At 74.9% G+C, this 15555-nt stretch carries 14 protein-coding genes; 12 read left to right on the forward strand and 2 right to left on the reverse strand.

What is annotated here, in order from left to right:
* Positions 1 to 6: 6 nt before the first annotated feature.
* The 12 genes from ACFUJY_RS16600 (at position 7) to ACFUJY_RS16655 (ending at position 12199) form a co-directional block, all read left to right on the forward strand.
* Positions 7 to 447 (forward strand): phage tail protein, encoded by a 441-nt coding sequence (locus tag ACFUJY_RS16600; protein ID WP_143616874.1) that lies wholly within the window; start codon positions 7 to 9, stop codon positions 445 to 447.
* 5 nt (positions 448 to 452) lie between these two features.
* Positions 453 to 1250, forward strand: a complete 798-nt coding sequence (locus tag ACFUJY_RS16605; RefSeq protein WP_383299531.1) for a peptidase M23 — start codon at positions 453 to 455, stop codon at positions 1248 to 1250.
* Positions 1247 to 3142 (forward strand): VgrG-related protein, encoded by a 1896-nt coding sequence (locus tag ACFUJY_RS16610; protein ID WP_383299533.1) that lies wholly within the window; start codon positions 1247 to 1249, stop codon positions 3140 to 3142. Before ACFUJY_RS16605 ends, ACFUJY_RS16610 begins: the two co-directional genes overlap by 4 nt.
* Before the next feature lie 37 nt (positions 3143 to 3179).
* The gene (locus ACFUJY_RS16615; protein ID WP_383299535.1) at positions 3180 to 3461 is read left to right on the forward strand and encodes a PAAR domain-containing protein; all 282 of its coding nucleotides are present in this window, start codon (positions 3180 to 3182) and stop codon (positions 3459 to 3461) included.
* A gap of 6 nt (positions 3462 to 3467) precedes the next feature.
* Positions 3468 to 3902, forward strand: coding sequence for a GPW/gp25 family protein (locus tag ACFUJY_RS16620; protein ID WP_164404606.1), 435 nt, complete (start codon positions 3468 to 3470; stop codon positions 3900 to 3902).
* The gene (locus tag ACFUJY_RS16625) at positions 3899 to 5872 is read left to right on the forward strand and encodes a putative baseplate assembly protein (protein ID WP_383299538.1); all 1974 of its coding nucleotides are present in this window, start codon (positions 3899 to 3901) and stop codon (positions 5870 to 5872) included. Before ACFUJY_RS16620 ends, ACFUJY_RS16625 begins: the two co-directional genes overlap by 4 nt.
* A gap of 4 nt (positions 5873 to 5876) precedes the next feature.
* Positions 5877 to 6443: a phage tail protein gene (locus ACFUJY_RS16630; RefSeq protein ID WP_383299540.1), complete on the forward strand. Its 567-nt coding sequence runs from the start codon at positions 5877 to 5879 to the stop codon at positions 6441 to 6443.
* Positions 6444 to 6577: 134 nt separating this feature from the next.
* Complete coding sequence (locus ACFUJY_RS16635) at positions 6578 to 7669, forward strand: NADase-type glycan-binding domain-containing protein (protein WP_383299542.1); 1092 nt, start codon at positions 6578 to 6580, stop codon at positions 7667 to 7669.
* Positions 7670 to 7733: 64 nt separating this feature from the next.
* Positions 7734 to 8186 (forward strand): flavodoxin family protein, encoded by a 453-nt coding sequence (locus ACFUJY_RS16640; protein ID WP_383299545.1) that lies wholly within the window; start codon positions 7734 to 7736, stop codon positions 8184 to 8186.
* Between the two features lie 97 nt (positions 8187 to 8283).
* Positions 8284 to 9651, forward strand: a complete 1368-nt coding sequence (locus ACFUJY_RS16645; protein WP_383299547.1) for a hypothetical protein — start codon at positions 8284 to 8286, stop codon at positions 9649 to 9651.
* An 80-nt stretch (positions 9652 to 9731) separates the two neighbouring features.
* Complete coding sequence (locus ACFUJY_RS16650; RefSeq protein ID WP_383299550.1) at positions 9732 to 10973, forward strand: AAA family ATPase; 1242 nt, start codon at positions 9732 to 9734, stop codon at positions 10971 to 10973.
* The gene (locus ACFUJY_RS16655; RefSeq protein ID WP_383299552.1) at positions 10970 to 12199 is read left to right on the forward strand and encodes a VWA-like domain-containing protein; all 1230 of its coding nucleotides are present in this window, start codon (positions 10970 to 10972) and stop codon (positions 12197 to 12199) included. The genes ACFUJY_RS16650 and ACFUJY_RS16655 overlap by 4 nt, the downstream gene beginning before the upstream one ends.
* Here ACFUJY_RS16655 and ACFUJY_RS16660 read toward each other — a convergent pair.
* Together ACFUJY_RS16660 and abc-f are read right to left on the reverse strand one after the other, a co-directional pair.
* Complete coding sequence (locus tag ACFUJY_RS16660; RefSeq protein ID WP_383299555.1) at positions 12148 to 13839, reverse strand: ABC-F family ATP-binding cassette domain-containing protein; 1692 nt, start codon at positions 13837 to 13839, stop codon at positions 12148 to 12150. The two genes, ACFUJY_RS16655 and ACFUJY_RS16660, sit on opposite strands and share 52 nt — an antisense overlap.
* Positions 13836 to 15470 (reverse strand): ribosomal protection-like ABC-F family protein, encoded by a 1635-nt coding sequence (gene abc-f, locus ACFUJY_RS16665; protein WP_383299557.1) that lies wholly within the window; start codon positions 15468 to 15470, stop codon positions 13836 to 13838. Before abc-f ends, ACFUJY_RS16660 begins: the two co-directional genes overlap by 4 nt.
* Positions 15471 to 15555 lie beyond the last annotated feature (85 nt).

Genomic DNA, 15555 nt, shown 5'->3' on the forward strand with positions numbered 1-15555 from the left:
CGCGCCATGGCCACCGCCCCCGCCCCGGACGACCCCGCAGTCAGCGTCTGCTTCGTCGTGACGATCGACGACATCGAGCTCGGGTCGTTCAACACCTGCGACGGGCTGGGCTGCGAAGTCGTCCTGGAGACCCGCGAGGAGGGCGGCAACAACGGGCATGTGTGGCAGCTGCCGACCCGGCTGAAGTACTCCAACGTGAAGCTGTCGCGCCCGCTCACCAGGGAGACGGAGAAGGTGGCGCGCTGGTTCGCCACCATGACGACCGGGTTCAGCCGCAAGACCGCGCACATCGAGGCGCGGACCGGCGACGGCCGGAAGGTCGCCCAGTGGGGGCTGCTCGAAGTCGTTCCGGTGCGGTGGACCGGGCCCTCGTTCACGCCGGAGTCGCCCAAGGTCGCGATGGAGACGATCGAGATCGCCCACCACGGCTATGTGATGGAGGGCTGAGCGGCGTGAGCTCGGGACCCATCGCGTTCAGCGCGGCCGGGACGTCCGGAGTGGCGTCCGCCGCGAAGGGCGGCTCGGCCAGGCCCAAGCTGGAGCACGCCTACCTGGAGCTGCGCACACCGCCCACCGGGGGCGGTCTCACCCCCGGCGGCCCGTGCGGGCGGATCGACTTCCAGTTCAACCCCAAGGAGCTGAGCCTGACGAAGGCGGCCTCCTGGAAGCGCACCCCGGCCAAGGGGGCCAAGAGCTCGGGCCCGCCGGAGTACCAGGGCTCGCAGCCCAGCAAGCTGACCGTCGAGATGTTCTTCGACGCGGGCGACACCCAGGACACCCGGGTCGTGACGGCGGTGGAGCAGCTGTTCGCGTGCTGCGTGCCGACGAACGAGACCAGGCAGCAGCAGCGTTCCTCGCCGCCCTGGGTGGTGTTCCACTGGGGCGGCCTGACCGGCTTCCCCGGTTACGTGAGCCAAGTCGCCGCCAAATACACGCTGTTCACCACGTCGGGCGTGCCGATCCGGGCCGTCTGCCAGGTGACGATGGAGGAGATCAGCGGGGAGACGCCCGGCCAGAACCCCACGTCCGGGGCGCTGGCGGCCCGGCGGGTGCACCGCGTCGCGTCGGGGGACTCGCTGCCGTCGCTCGCCCACCGTGAGTACGGCGACGCGGGCGCCTGGCGGGTCATCGCCGAGGCCAACGGCATCGATGACCCGATCAGACTGGCCCCCGGCACGCAGCTGCTGCTGCCCGCCCTGGACGAGCTGAGCCGGCTGGACGACAACGGCGGCCGGGGGGCGGGGCGATGACGCGCACCGGGGTCGCCAGCGCGCTGGTGGTGGAGTTCGACGGCCGCCCGCTGCCCGCGAAGTTCCTCAACACGCTGGTCGAGGGATACGTGGACGACAGCCGTACGCTCCCCGACCTCTTCCTGCTCCGGTTCCGCGACCCGGACCGTGTCCTGCTCGAACAGGCCGGCCTGAAGATCGGCAGCGAGGCCCGGCTCCTCGCCAGGGCCGGCGGCGGCACCGCCCCGAAACCACTCCTCGAAGGAGCGGTCACGGCCCTGGAGGTGGAGCTGGACGAGACCGGCACCTTCACCGTGGTCCGGGGACTGGACGAGTCGCACCGGCTGCTGCGGGGCCGGCGCGTCGCCAGCTACCAGAATATGACCCTGTCCGACATCTGCGGCCAGGTCGCCCAGCGCGCCGGACTCGAACCCGGCACCGTGGACATCGCGGGCCCGGTCATCGAGCACCTCGCCCAGCCCAACGTCACCGACTGGGAGTTCGTGCGCGGACTCGCCGAGGAGGCGGGCGCCCAGGCGTACGTACGCGACGGGCAGCTGCACATCACCCGGCCCGCCGAGGCGAGCGGGGCGCCGGACGGCTCCGCACGCGCCGACCGCGACCCGCTCGTCCTCGAACTCGGCAGCAATCTGCTGCGCTGCCGCGCCGGTGTCTCGGCCGCCGAACAGGTCTCCGAGGTCGAGGTGCGCGGCTGGGACATCGGCGCCAAGGAACCGCTGGTCGGCCGGTCGCCCGCCGGGAAGTCGGCCACGCTGGACCTCGGCGTCACGGCGGCCGAGGTCGCCGCCCCCTTCGGCGAGGCCCGGTTCGTCGTCACTGATGCCGCGTACGGCAGCCAGGCGCAGGTGGACCAGGCGGCGAAGGCGCTGGCCGAGCGCATCGCCGGCTCGTTCGCGGAACTGGAGGCGGTGATCCGGGGCAACCCCGAGGTCACGGCGGGCAGCGCGGTCGCCCTCAACGCGGTCGGCGCGCCCTTCGAGGGCCGGTACACGGTCACCTCCTCGCGCCACGTCTTCGACGCCGTACGCGGCTACGAGACCTGGATCACCGTGTCGGGCCAGCAGGAGCGCTCACTGCTCGGGCTCACGGCGGCCACCGGCACACCCGGGGGCGGTCCGCGCTGGGCGGGTCTGGTCAGCGGGACGGTCACGGACACCCAGGACCCGGAGGGCTCCGGCCGGGTGAAGGTGCGCTTCCCCTGGCTGTCCGAGGAGTACGCGAGCGACTGGGCGCGCACCGCGCAGTCCGGCGGCACGGGGGGCGGCGAGGCGTTCATCCCCGAGGTCGGCGACGAGGTGCTGGTCGGCTTCGAGCAGGGGCACCTGGACCGGCCGTACGTGCTGGCGGGCCTGTACAACGGCAAGGACCGGCCCGGCGGGGGGACCCCGGGCGCACCCGGAGCCCCCGGCGCGCCCGACGCGGGCGGCGGCGATCTGGTCGACCCCACCACCGGTGCCGTCAACCGCCGCGCCTTCGCGTCCAAGAGCGGCAACCAGCTCGAACTGCTGGACGCGGCGAACGGCCCGCAGGGCGTGCGGCTGCGCACCGGGGACGGAAAGCTCACCATCGACCTGGACCGGCGGGGCACCGCCGTCGTCATCAGCAGCGACGGCAGCGTCACCATCGAGGCCAAGGAGCAGGTCTCCGTCACGGCCGCCAAGGGCGTCTCCCTGGACGCCGGGCGCGGGGAGCTGAAGCTCACCGGCGAGAGCGTCACCCTCACCTCCCGCAGCGGTGTCGCCCTGGACGGCGGGAACGGCAGGGTCGCCCTCTCCACGGACGGTGCCGTGGAGGTGCACGGCGGCCAGGTCACGGTCGACGGCAGCCGGCGCACGGACCTGAAGAGCGGCGGCTCCGTCTCCGTCAACGCACCCATGATCCAGCTCAATTGACGCACCACCACACCCGCAGCGAACAGGAGCGCACCGCATGCCGTCAGCAGCAGCCGCCCGGGTCGGCGACCCCACGGGGCACCCGGGCACGGTCGGGCCGCCCGGGGTGGTCTCGGTGCTGATCGGCGGCAGACCCGCGGCCACGGTCGGTACCACCCACCAGTGCGCGTCGCCGCTCGGACACCCCCCGACCCCGATCGCGCCCCCCGGCAGCCGGAGCGTGTTCATCGGCGGCAGACCGGCCGCCCGCGTCGGAGACCTGAGCGGCTGCGGGGCGCCGGTCCTCTCGGGCTGCGCCACGGTGCTGATCGGAGGCTGAACGGACATGGGAGAGCAGTTCATCGGGGCCGGCTGGGCCTTCCCACCGCGCACGGACGCCACCGGGTCCATCGCCCTGGTACGCGGCGAACGCGAACTGGAGGAGTCGATCCGGCTGATCCTCGCGACGTCACCGGGCGAACGCCCGATGCGGCCCGAATTCGGCTGCGCCGTCAACGACTACGTGTTCGCCCCGGCCGACGCCGGAACGGCCGGGCAGCTCGCGTACGAGGTGCGCCTCGCCCTGGAGCGCTGGGAACCGCGCATCGAGGTCGCCGACGTCACCGTCCGGTTCGACGCGGCGGACAGCGGGGTGCTCTACATCGACATCGGCTACACGGTGCGCGGCTCCAACGACCCGCGCAACCTCGTCTTCCCGTTCTACGTGATCCCCCCGCACGGACCGGAGACGAACCCCGACGACGAGGAGGCCGGCGCGTGACCCTGCCCAGTCCGCATCTGGACGACCGCCGCTTCCAGGGGCTGGTGGACGAGGCCAAGCGCCTGGTCCAGCAGCGCTGCCCGGAATGGACCGACCACAACGTGTCGGACCCGGGCGTCACGCTCATCGAGGCGTTCGCGACCATGGTCGACCAGCTCGTCTACCGGGTGAACCGGGTACCGGAGAAGAGCTACCTCACCTTCCTCGACCTCATCGGCGTACGGCTGCACCCGCCGACGGCCGCGCGCACCGAGGTGACCTTCCGGCTGTCCGCCCCCCGCCCCGACCCCGTCGTGGTGCGCGCCGGGACCGAGGTGGCGACCGTCCGCACGGAGACGGAGGAGGCGGTCGTCTTCACGACCTCGTCCGAACTGACCGTGGTGCCGTGCTCGTTCGCCCACCTGGCGACCTGGCCGGCCGCCGAGGAGGTGGTCGACCGCACCGAACAGCTCGCCATCGGGCGTGACGTGGCATGCTTCGGCGCCACCCCCGCCCCCGGTGACTGCCTCTACGTGGGCCTGTCGGCCGCCGTGCCGGCCGGTGTGGTCGTGCTGCGGCTCGACTGCCGCGTCGAGGGCGTCGGCGTGGACCCGCTGCGCCCGCCCCTGGTCTGGGAGGCGTGGGACGGGACCGGCTGGGCGGCCTGCGAGGTCGAGAAGGACGACACCGGCGGCTTCAACCGGTCCGGCGAACTCATCCTGCACCTGCCGAGGACCCACACCCCGGCCGCCGTCGTCCGGCGCACCGGCGGCTGGCTGCGCTGCCGCCTGATCGAGGCCGAGCCCGGCCGCCCCACCTACCTGGCGCCGCCCGTGGTCCGGTCCGTCACCGCCTTCACCATCGGCGCCACCGTCGACGCCGAGCACGCCGAGACCATCACCGACGAAGTGCTCGGCGCGGCGGAGGGCGTACCGGGCCAGGCGTTCACCCTGGCCCGCTCGCCCGTCGTGCCGGGGGACTTCGTGGTCGAGGTCGCGGCCCCGGCGAGCGGCCCCGAGCCGGAGTACACCCGCTGGACCAGGGTCGACGACTTCGCGCACTCCGGCCCCGAGGACCGGCACATCACCCTCGACCCGAACTCCGGCCGCGTCGAGTTCGGCCCCGCCGTACGCGAACGGGACGGCTCCATCCGCTCCTACGGGGCCGTCCCCGCCAAGGGCGCCACGGTCCGGGTGCGTTCGTACCGCACCGGTGGCGGGGTGCGGGGCAACGTCGCCCGCTCGACCCTGAAGATCCTGCGCAGCGCCATCCCGTACGTGGCCCGCGTCGAGAACCGCGGACCCGCGCTCGGCGGGGTCGACGGGGAGAGCGTCGAGAGCGCCCGGGTGCGCGGCCCGATGACCCTGCGCACCCTGCACCGCGCCGTCGTCCCGCACGACTACGAGCTCCTGGCCCGCGAGGTCGCCCCGGACGCCGCCCGCGTGCACTGCATCAGGGCCGGGGCCGACGGCGAGGAGAGCGACGCCACGGCCCAGGGCGTACGGCTCCTCGTCGTGCCGGCCGGGCGCAGCGACGACCGGGGCCGGATCGAGTTCGACGAGCTGGTCCCGCCCGCCCCGACCCTGCGCCTCATCGCCGGGCACCTGGAGGAGCGCCGCCCGATCGGCGCCCGCCTCGCCGTCGAACCGCCGTTCTACCAGGGCGTCACCGTCGTCGCCTCGGTCCAGGCCGAGCCGGGCGCGGACCGCGACCGCGTGCGCGACGCGGCACTGGCCGCGCTGTACGGGTACTTCAACCCCCTGACCGGCGGCCCCAACGGGCAGGGCTGGCCCTTCGGACGCCCGGTCCAGTCCGGCGAGGCGTTCGCCGTGCTCCAGCGGGTGCCGGGCGTGGACCTGGTGGAGGACGTACGCCTCTACCGCGCCGACCCGGTGACCGGTGAACGCACCGACGCCACCACCAAGATCCCGCTCGACCGGCACGCGCTGGTCTTCAGCTACGAGCACCAGCTCCGGGTGAGAGGAGCCTGACCCCATGCGCACCGGTGTCCCCGGGCTCCCCACCCCGCACCCCCTGGTCGACCAGCTCCCCGCCGTCTACCTGGAACAGGACTTCCTCCGCCGCTTCCTCGGCGCGCTGGACGACGTCCTCGCCCCGGTCCTGCTCACCATCGACAACCTCCCCGCCCACCTGGACCCGCGCAGCGCCCCCGACGACTTCCTGGCCTGGCTGGCGCAGTGGGTGGCGGCGGAGTCCCCCGAGGACGGCCCGGTCGAAAGGCGCCGGGAGACGGTACGCGGCGCGGTGGCCCGGCACGCCCGGCGCGGAACGGCGGGCGGCCTCGCCGAGGCGGTGCGCCTGGCGACCGGCGCGGACCCGGAGATCACGGAGAGCGGCGGCACCGCCTGGTCCACCGGGCCAGGCACCGCGCTTCCCGGCGCGCCGCGCCCCTGGGTGACGATCCGGGTCCGGGAGGGGCACGGCCGGCCCGTCGACCGGGCCCGGCTGGAAGAACTCATCGGCACGGAGGTGCCGGCCCACGTGGGCTTCACGCTGGAGATCCTGCCCTCGGACGAGGGCGCGGGGGGTGCGACGCGGTGATCTGCGAGTCGTGCGGTACGAGGAACGAACCGGGCCGCGCATTCTGCGTGTCGTGCGAGGCCTTTCTGGCCTGGGAGGAGGACGACGAGGCCGCACCCTCCACGCCTCGTGCGCCCGCGCGGTCCGGTCCGCCGGTGACGAGCCCGCCGGCCCCCGCCCCGCCACCACCCGTCGCTCCCGAACCGGAACCGGACGCCGGGCCCCCGGCCCCCGTACCCCCGCCCTCCGCGGCGCCCGCCCCCGTACACCAGGACCCGTCCCGCCCGTCGTCCCACGCGGTGGACCCCCTCCCCGCCATCCCGCCGCAACGCCCGCCGGCCCCCGCGCTCCGCGGCGAGGACGCGGACCGGCCGGCCCCGCCGCCCCGCACGCCCCACGCACCCGCACCACCCGCGGGCGCCGGCCCCCGGCGCCCCGGGGACCGGCCGGACACCCCGCCCGGTCCCGCCGCCCGGACCCCCGACGCGTCGTCGCCCGAACCACCGCCGGCCGCGCCCGTGCGGTGCCCCGGCTGCGGCACCGAGAACGCACCCGACCGCACCCTGTGCGTCCGGTGCGCCCTGCTCCTCGACCCCGGGCCCCCGCCCGCCGCGCGCCCGCCGTGGTGGCGCCGCCTCTTCCGCAGGGGCCCGGCACGGGGCCACCAGGCCGGGGCGCGCCCACGACGCCGTCGGCGTGGACCGCGGCTCGGCATCCCCCTCGCACTGCTCCTCGTCCTGGCCGGGGCGTGGTTCGCGCTGCCGCACCTGTCCGGGCTGCTGGGCCTCGCCAAGGAGGAGACGGGCGCGCCGGAGTCAATGCCGCCCTCCGCGTGCCACGCGTCCAGCGCGGCGCGCGGACACGCGGCGGGCGCCGCCGTGGACGGCTTCAACAACCGGTACTGGGCGCCCGAGGACACCGGTGGCGGGGCGGGGGAGTTCCTTGAGTGCACGTTCGACTCGCCGGTCCGGCTACGGAAGATGGTGGTCTTCTCCGGCACCTCGACGCGTACGGACGAGTATCTGACGCAGGCGCGGCCGGCCAGGCTCGTCGCCGAACTGACCGCGAAGGACGGCACCAGGAGCACCAGGACGATCCGGCTCGCCGACCAGGCGGGCCAGCAGACGTTCGACGTACGGGGCTCGGAGACCGTCCGCATCCGGCTCACGGTCGACTCCGCGTACGGCACCGGCAAGGGCCGCCGGGTGGCGATCGCCGAGGTCGAGTTCTTCGGCCACCGCTCCTGACACCGCGGCCCGCCACGCGCGCCCGGCTTGCGACGGAGGGAGGGGGACGGCAGGGTTCGGTGCTGTGCCCACTCTCCTGATCGTGCATCACACCCCCTCGCCGAACTGCCAGGCCCTCTTCGAGGCCGTCGTCTCCGGCGCGACGACGGACGAGATCGAGGGCGTACGCGTCGTACGGCGCGCCGCGCTCGCCGCGACGGCCTCCGACGTACTCGAAGCCGACGGGCTGCTCCTCGGCACCCCGGCGAACCTCGGCTACATGTCCGGGGCGCTGAAGCACTTCTTCGACCAGATCTACTACCCGTGCCTGGACACGACGCGGGGCCGCCCCTTCGGCTACTACGTGCACGGCGGCAACGACGTCACGGGCGCCGTGCGCGGCATCGAGACGATCACCACCGGCCTCGGCTGGCGCCGGGCGGCGGACGCCGTGCGGGTGACGGGCGAGCCGGCCAGGGCGGACACCGAGGCCTGCTGGGAGCTGGGAGCCACGCTGGCGGCCGGCCTGACCGAATAAGGGGCTGCGCGGCCGGGGCCCGGACGCTACGCTGTGCCGCGATGACGACTCACTCTCTCAGAAGAATGGGGGACCCGTCCGCGCAAGGTGAGTGCTGATGACCACTCACCGGCCCGACGAGGACCCCTTCCTGTCCTTCTGGCTGCGCGTGCGCGAGTTCGCCGTGCCGCCCTCCATGATCGAAACCGCCACCGCGCGGCGCCGTACCGGCGACTGGGCGGGCGCCTGCGCCGCCGCCGGCGTCGACGTCGACTTCAACCCCCGGGCGCTGGCCCGCGCGTACGGGCGGGAACTCGCCGCCCGCGTACGCGCCGACCTGCGCCACCTCGCACCGGACCTGCTGCGCTGGCACATGCCGAGGATCGCCCCGCGCGGGCTGCTGCGTCCCGGGCTGACGGTCGCGCTCGCCCGGTACGACTCCGAGCCGCGCGCCGGCACCGCCCGGGCGCCGGCCCCCCTGCACCTGGTGGCCAGAACACCGCCCGCCTGGGCGGACGCCGGCCAGCGGATCAGCCTCGGCCTGTGGGACGGCAGCGGCCCGGGCACCGTACGCCTGCATCCGCATCCCTACCCCAGCCGTCGGTTCCGGCTCGACCTGCACCGCCACCTGTGGGACGCGCGCAGCGCTGCTGAGCTGCGGGTACGCGGGGGAGGGAAGGACGGGACGCAGACGGCACCGGACCTCCTCGGCCGGCTGCCGCCGGGGCGCCGCTGTGCCGTCGGCCGCTGGGCGGCGGAAGCCGCGCTGCTGCTCGCCGCCGAGGGCCGCACCTCGGGCCCCGTCACCGTACGGCTGGGCGGGCGGCACCGGCTGCTCCTGGACGTGGACGGCAGCGTGCGGCTCGCGGACGGCCGGGGCGCAGCCCGCACCCCGCTGGTGCTGCCCGACGCGGCGACCTGGGCGCTGCCCGACCTCGAACTCCTGCGCGCGGGCGCGATCGGGGCCGACCGGCTGCACCCGCTCGTCGCGGACGCCCTGGCCCCCGGACACACACCGGCCGGTCCGCCACCGGCCCCCGTCGGCGCCGGTCACCCGCGCGTCGTGGAATGCCGGGGCGCCCGGCACCGCATCGGCCTGGTCGACGGGGTGCTGTCCGCCCTGGACCACGACCCGGCCGAGATCCGGCGCGAGGAGCTGCTGGTCGCCCTGACCGGGACCCCGGTGCCGTGCCTCCGCGCCATCGACGAGGCCTACCGCCGCCCGGACTGCCTCACCGGGGTGCGGGAACGGCTCGACCACGGCGACATCGCCGGCGCCCTCGCCATCGTGGAAGGTCTCCTCGGCCCTGGCGCACAGCTCCGCGACGGCCCGCTGCGCGACGAACTGGAGACGGCGGCGCAACGCCGGATCACCTACGGGCTGTACCGGGCCGACCTGATCGAACCCGGACCCAGCACCTGCCACCCCGTCCCCCCGCCCGCTCCCGCACGCCGAACGCGCCCGCGCCGGGCGGGGGCGCGCTGACGGGTGCGCCCGCACCCCGCACCGACCGGTCCGCGGGCCGGCACCCCCTGCACCCACCACGACTCACAAGGTGATGACCCATGCCCGTAAGCACCCCTTCCGCCCCGCCCGCGGCCTCCCAGCTCGACATCGCCGGGGCGCTGACGAGCCTGTTGCGCGACACGACGACCGAAGCGCGCCCCGACACCCAGCTGGAGGCGCTGACGCTGGCCGTCGCCGCCGACCTGCCCGTGCTGCTGTGGGGCGAGCCGGGCATCGGCAAGACCGCCGCCCTGACCCAGCTCGCCGACGACCTCGGGCTGCCCCTCACCACGGTCATCGCCAGCGTGCACGAACCGTCCGACTTCTCCGGGCTGCCCGTCGTCGGGGACGATCCGGCGGAACAGGGCGTTCCCATGGCCCCGCCGGACTGGGCCGTGCGCCTGGTCCGGGCCGGGCGCGGACTGCTCTTCCTGGACGAACTGTCCACGGCACCGCCCGCCGTGCAGGCCGCCCTCCTCCGCCTCGTACTCGAACGGCGGGTCGGAGCGCTCCGGCTGCCGCCCGGCGTACGGATCGTGGCCGCCGCCAACCCGCGGTCGTCGGCGGCCGACGGCTGGGAGCTGAGCCCGCCGCTGGCCAACCGCTTCGTCCACCTCCAGTGGACCCACGACCAGGACGTCGTCGTACGCGGTCTCGGCGGCACCTGGCCCCGGGCGACCCTGCCCCGGCTCCGGCCCGAACTCCTCGGCGAGGCGGTGGACTTCGCCCGGCGGGCGGTGTGCGGGCTCCTCGCGGCCCGTCCCGCGCTCGTCCACCGGCTGCCCAGCGGCGAGACCCGCAGGGGCGGCCCCTGGCCGTCGCCCCGGAGCTGGGACATGACCCTCACCCTGACCGCCTTCGCCACCGCCGCCGGCGTCTCGCGCGACGTGCTCTCCCTGCTCGTCCGCGGCACGGTGGGGGACGGGCCGGGACTCGAACTGCTGGCGGCGATCGACCGGATGGACCTCCCGGACCCCGAAACGCTCCTGGCCGACCCGGCCGCCGCCGTACTGCCCGAACGGGGGGACCTGCGGCAGGCGGTGCTCGACGGGGTGGTCGCGGCGGTGCGCAACCGCCTCGACCGGTCGCGCTGGGACGCCGCCTGGGCGCTCCTGGTACGCGCCGTGGAAACGGGAGCGCCGGACCTCGTCGTCGTTCCCGCGACCACCCTCGCCACGCTCCGGCAGGAGGAGTGGGACGTGCCCGCGTCGATCGAGGCGCTGGCAGGGGTCGTGTCGGTGTCGCGGCGCGCCGAGGACGCGGCGGCCCGCGCCGCCGTGGCGACGAAGGGCGGCCGGTGACCGGGGCCGGGCTGGACCGCGACAAGCTCTTCGCCGCCCGGCTGCGGGCCGTCGGGGCCCGCCCGTTCCTGGCGATGGCCCTGTTCGCCCTCCACGTGGTCGAGTCGCCGCGCGTCCCGACGATGGCCGTCGACCGCCACTGGCGGTGCTACGTGTCGCCGCGGTTCGTGGACCGCACGCCCGTGGAGGAGCTCGCCGGGGTGTGGGTGCACGAGGTGTCCCACCTGCTGCGCGACCACCACGGACGCGGCGACCGGTTCGCCCGCCGGCACGGACTGACCGGAGTGGCGGAGCGCCTGCGGATGAACATCGCGGCCGACTGCGAGATCAACGACGACGTGTACGGGGACGGGCTGGCCGCCCCCGAGGGCGCCGTGCGGCCCGCGACGCTCGGGCTCCCCGAGGGAAAACTGATGGAGGAGTACCTCCGCCTGTTCCGGCTCGGCCCGCATACGCAGGACTTCGCCTGGCTGGACTGCGGCAGCGGCTCCGACGGACTCGACCGGGAGTGGGACCTCGGACCCGACGGCGCGCACGGGCTCAGCGAGCAGGAGCGCGACGCGGTGCGCTTCCGGGTGGCCCAGGGCATCACCGGCCGCCCGGGCCGGGCGCCGAAGGCGTGGAAGCGGTGGGCGGAGGAGGCGTTCCACCCGCCCCAGGCGTGGCGCGACCTGCTGGGGGCCGCCCTCCGCTCAGCCGTTTCCGGCCCCGGCGCGGGCGACGACTACTCCTACGGGCGCCCCTCGCGACGCTCGGCCGGACTGCCCGGGGTGATCCTGCCGAGCCTGCGGCGCCGGCCACCGCGCGTGTCCGTGGTCATCGACACCTCGGCGTCGGTCAGCGACGCGGAGCTGGGCAGCGCGCTGCTGGAGGTGTCCGCGATCACCCGTGCCGTGGGCGGTCGCCGGGACCTGGTCACGGTGCTGTCCTGCGACGCGGCCGCCCGGGTCGTGCACCCGCTGTGCCGCGCCGAGGGCATCACCCTGGTGGGCGGCGGCGGTACGGACCTGCGCACGGGCTTCGCCAGAGCCCTGCGGACCCACCCCCGGCCCGAGGTCGTCGTGGCCCTGACCGACGGCCAGACCCCCTGGCCGTCGGTCCAGCCGGAGTGCCGGACGGTGGTCGGCCTGTTCGACCGGCCGGACCGGGACTCCTGGGACGAGAACGACCCCGACTACGTACCGGACGCGCCACCCGCGTGGGCGCGCGTCGTCGAGATCGGCTGATCGCCCGGCAGCTCGTCCTGCCGACCGGTGCCCCGGTCCCCCAGCCGTACTTCGCGCCCCCGCCAGCGCCGCCGCAGCCAGCGGTCGTGGCTGGCGACCACGACCGCGCCGGGCCCGGGGCCCAGCGCCTCCTCCAACTCGTCGCACAGCGCGGGGGAGAGGTGGTTGGTCGGCTCGTCCAGCAGCAACAGCTCCGGCGGGCGGGCCATCAGCAGCGCGAGCGCGAGCCTGCGCCGCTGGCCCGCCGACAGCTGCCGCACCTGCTTGCCCAGGTCCGCCTCGCGCAGCAGCCCGAGCGAGACCAACGGCACCAGCTCCGCCCGCTCGGCGCCCAGCACCCGTACGTAGGTGTCGGCGACGGTACGGTCCGGCCGGGCGAACACGCTGTCCTGAGCCAGCACCCCGACGGACAGGCCCGGCCGCCGGACCACCTCGCCGACCGCCACCGGCCGGCCCGCGAGCACCGCGATCAGCGTCGACTTCCCCGTTCCGTTGCCGCCCGTCACCAGCAGGCGGTCGGACGCCCCGACGTCGAGCCGGTCCACGGCCAGCCGGCCGGGGAACCGCACCCCGCGCAGGGACACCAGCGTGCCCGGCTCGGGCGGCTCCGCCCGCTCCGGGTACCGGAACCGCAACGGGGCGGGCGGCTCGGCGACCTGGCGGCGCTCCGCCTCGTCCAGGCGGCGGGTGGCGTTGCGCACCCGGCGCGCGATCTGGCTCTGCACCTGGCCTGCCCGCAGCCCGTACCCCATCTTCTCGCTGTCGCGGGGCCCCCGGTCGGGCGCGACCTGGCGCGCGGTCACCGCGGCCGACCGGCGCAACTCCCCGATCTCCTCCTGCTCCTCGGCGTACCGGCGCTCCCAACGCGCCCGCTCCGCCCGCTTCTCCGCCAGGTACGCGCTGTACCCGCCGCCGTACCGCACGGGCCCGTCCACCGCCGGATCGAGGTCCACGAGGTCCGTGCAGACGGCGTCCAGGAACGCCCGGTCGTGGCCGGCGATCACCACGGGCCCCGGCATCGCCCGCAGCCGCTCCTCCACGAACGCGGCGGCCTCGTCGTCCAGATGGTTGGTCGGCTCGTCGAGGAGGAGGGCGGCCGGCCGGCGGACCAACAGCGCGGCGAGCGCCAGTCGGCCGCGCTGCCCGCCCGACAGCGAGCGGATCGTCCGCCCGAGCGGCAGGGAGCCGAGCCCGAGCCCGTCGAGCACGACGGCCGCGCGCCGGTCGGCGTCCCAGGCCTCCCGCTCCTCGGCCTGTTCGAGCCGCCCGCCGTACGTCTCCAGGAGCTGCGCGTGCTCCGGGGAATCCTCCGGCGTACGGGAGAGCAGGCCGGAGAGCCGGTCCAGTTCGGCGAGGTCCGCCCGTGCCTCGCGCAGCGCGTCGTCCAGCACACCGGCGACGGTGGAGTCCGCGTCGAACGGCATCTCCTGGTGCAGGAACCCCACATCGGCGGGCCGGACGACCTGCCCGGCGTCGGGCTCGTCCACCCCCGCGAGCAGCCGCAGGAGTGTCGACTTGCCGACACCGTTCTCACCGATGAGGCCGATGCGGTCGCCGGGCGCCGCGGTGAGCGACACCCCGTCCAGGACACGCTTCGTGCCGAGGACGCGGACCAGGTCGTGGGCGAGGAGGGCGCTCATGATGCCGGGGCCCCCGTCTCGCGCAGCTCCCCGTCCGCCAGCCGCAACCACCGGCCCACGCCGATCCGTTCCAGGAACCGTTCGTCGTGGCTGACGACCACGAACGCGCCCCGGTACGAAGCGAGCGCGCTCTCCAGCTGGCCGGCGCTCACCAGGTCCAGGTTGTTCGTCGGCTCGTCCAGCAGCAGCAGCTGCGGGGCGGGCTCCGCGCACAGGACGCAGGCCAGTGTGGCCCGCAGCCGCTCACCGCCCGACAGCACGCCGACCGGCAGATGGGCGCGGTCGCCCCGGAAGAGGAACCGCGCGAGGAGGTTCATCCGCTCGGCCTCCTCCCGGTGCGGGGCGTACGCGGCGAAGTTCTCCGCCACCGTGCGCCCGAGGTCGAGCAGGTCGAGCCGTTGCGAGAGGTACGCGATGCGCCCGTCGGCCCGCCTGACCGATCCGCTCTCCGGGTCCAGGTCACCGTTGACCAGCCGCAGCAGGGTGCTCTTGCCGGCGCCGTTGGGGCCGGTCAGGGCGATGCGCTCGGGGCCACGGATCGTCAGGTCGACGCCGTCGCCGGAGAACTGCTCCCGGCCGCCGAGGCGCACCCGCAGCCGCTCGGCCAGCAGCACCGTGCGGCCGGCCGGCACATCGGTGTCCGGCAGGTCGAGCGTGATGCGCTGCTCGTCGCGTACGGCACGCCCCGCCTCGTCCAGGCGGGCCTGCGCCTCACCGACCCGGGCGGCGTGCGTCTGGCCCGACTTGCCGGCCGCCTCCTGAGCGCCCCGCTTCATGTTCCCGGCGAAGATGCGGGGCAGGCCCGCGTTCTTGAGGTTGCGGGCCGCGTTGCTCGCGCGCCGCTCGGCCCGCTCACGGGCCTGCTGCATCTCGCGCTTCTCCCGCTTCAGCTCCTGCTCCGCGTTGCGGACGTTCTTCTCGGCCACCTCCTGCTCGGCCCGCACGGTCTCCTCGTACGCCGTGAAGTTGCCGCCGTAGAGCCGCAGTTCCGAGGTGCCGAGTTCGGCGATGCGGTCCATGCGGTCCAGCAGCGCGCGGTCGTGGCTGACGAGCATCAGCGTCCCGTTCCACGACTCCAGCGTGTCGTAGAGGCGGTGCCGCGCGTCGAGATCGAGGTTGTTCGTCGGCTCGTCGAGCAGCAGGACGTCCGGCCGCTTCAGCAGCTGGGCCGCGAGCCCGAGCGAGACGACCTGGCCGCCGCTGAGCGTGCCGATGCTCCGGTCCAGGGCGATGCCGTCCAGGCCGAGCCGGTCGAGCTGGGCGCGGGTGCGCTCCTCGATGTCCCAGTCGTCGCCGATGACGGCGAAGTGCTTCTCGTCCACGTCACCGGACTCCACGGCGTCCAGCGCGCGGATCACCGCGTCGACGCCCAGGACCTCGGAGACCGACAGGTCACCGGTCAGGGGAAGGCTCTGGGGGAGGTAGCCGAGCGTCCCGTCGACGGTGACCGAACCGGCGCTCGGCCGCAACTCGCCGGCCAGCAGTTTGAGCAGGGTGCTCTTCCCGGAGCCGTTGGGCGCGACGAGACCGGTACGGCCGCTGCCCACGCTGAAGGACAGGCCGGAGAAGACCGGAGTGTCGTCCGGCCAGGAGAAGGAGAGGTTCGAGCAGATGAGGGATGCGTCGGACATACGAAGACCTCGCGTGTGAATCCGGGGACGCGGACACCACGGCCCGGGGAAATGGCCTGAGGGAACAACGACATGGCCACTGCGG

The organism is Streptomyces sp. NPDC057249 (genome assembly GCF_042669245.1).
Taxonomy (GTDB): domain Bacteria; phylum Actinomycetota; class Actinomycetes; order Streptomycetales; family Streptomycetaceae; genus Streptomyces.

Bases quoted from the DNA above. Each gene is read 5' to 3' on its own strand.
- ACFUJY_RS16645 (WP_383299547.1), top strand. From the start codon at position 8,284: ATGACCACTCACCGGCCCGACGAGGACCCCTTCCTGTCCTTCTGGCTG.
- ACFUJY_RS16620 (WP_164404606.1), top strand. From the start codon at position 3,468: ATGGGAGAGCAGTTCATCGGGGCCGGCTGGGCCTTCCCACCGCGCACG.
- ACFUJY_RS16615 (WP_383299535.1), top strand. From the start codon at position 3,180: ATGCCGTCAGCAGCAGCCGCCCGGGTCGGCGACCCCACGGGGCACCCG.
- ACFUJY_RS16600 (WP_143616874.1), top strand. From the start codon at position 7: ATGGCCACCGCCCCCGCCCCGGACGACCCCGCAGTCAGCGTCTGCTTC.
- ACFUJY_RS16660 (WP_383299555.1), bottom strand. From the start codon at position 13,839: ATGAGCGCCCTCCTCGCCCACGACCTGGTCCGCGTCCTCGGCACGAAG.
- ACFUJY_RS16610 (WP_383299533.1), top strand. From the start codon at position 1,247: ATGACGCGCACCGGGGTCGCCAGCGCGCTGGTGGTGGAGTTCGACGGC.
- ACFUJY_RS16630 (WP_383299540.1), top strand. From the start codon at position 5,877: ATGCGCACCGGTGTCCCCGGGCTCCCCACCCCGCACCCCCTGGTCGAC.
- abc-f (WP_383299557.1), bottom strand. From the start codon at position 15,470: ATGTCCGACGCATCCCTCATCTGCTCGAACCTCTCCTTCTCCTGGCCG.
- ACFUJY_RS16650 (WP_383299550.1), top strand. From the start codon at position 9,732: ATGCCCGTAAGCACCCCTTCCGCCCCGCCCGCGGCCTCCCAGCTCGAC.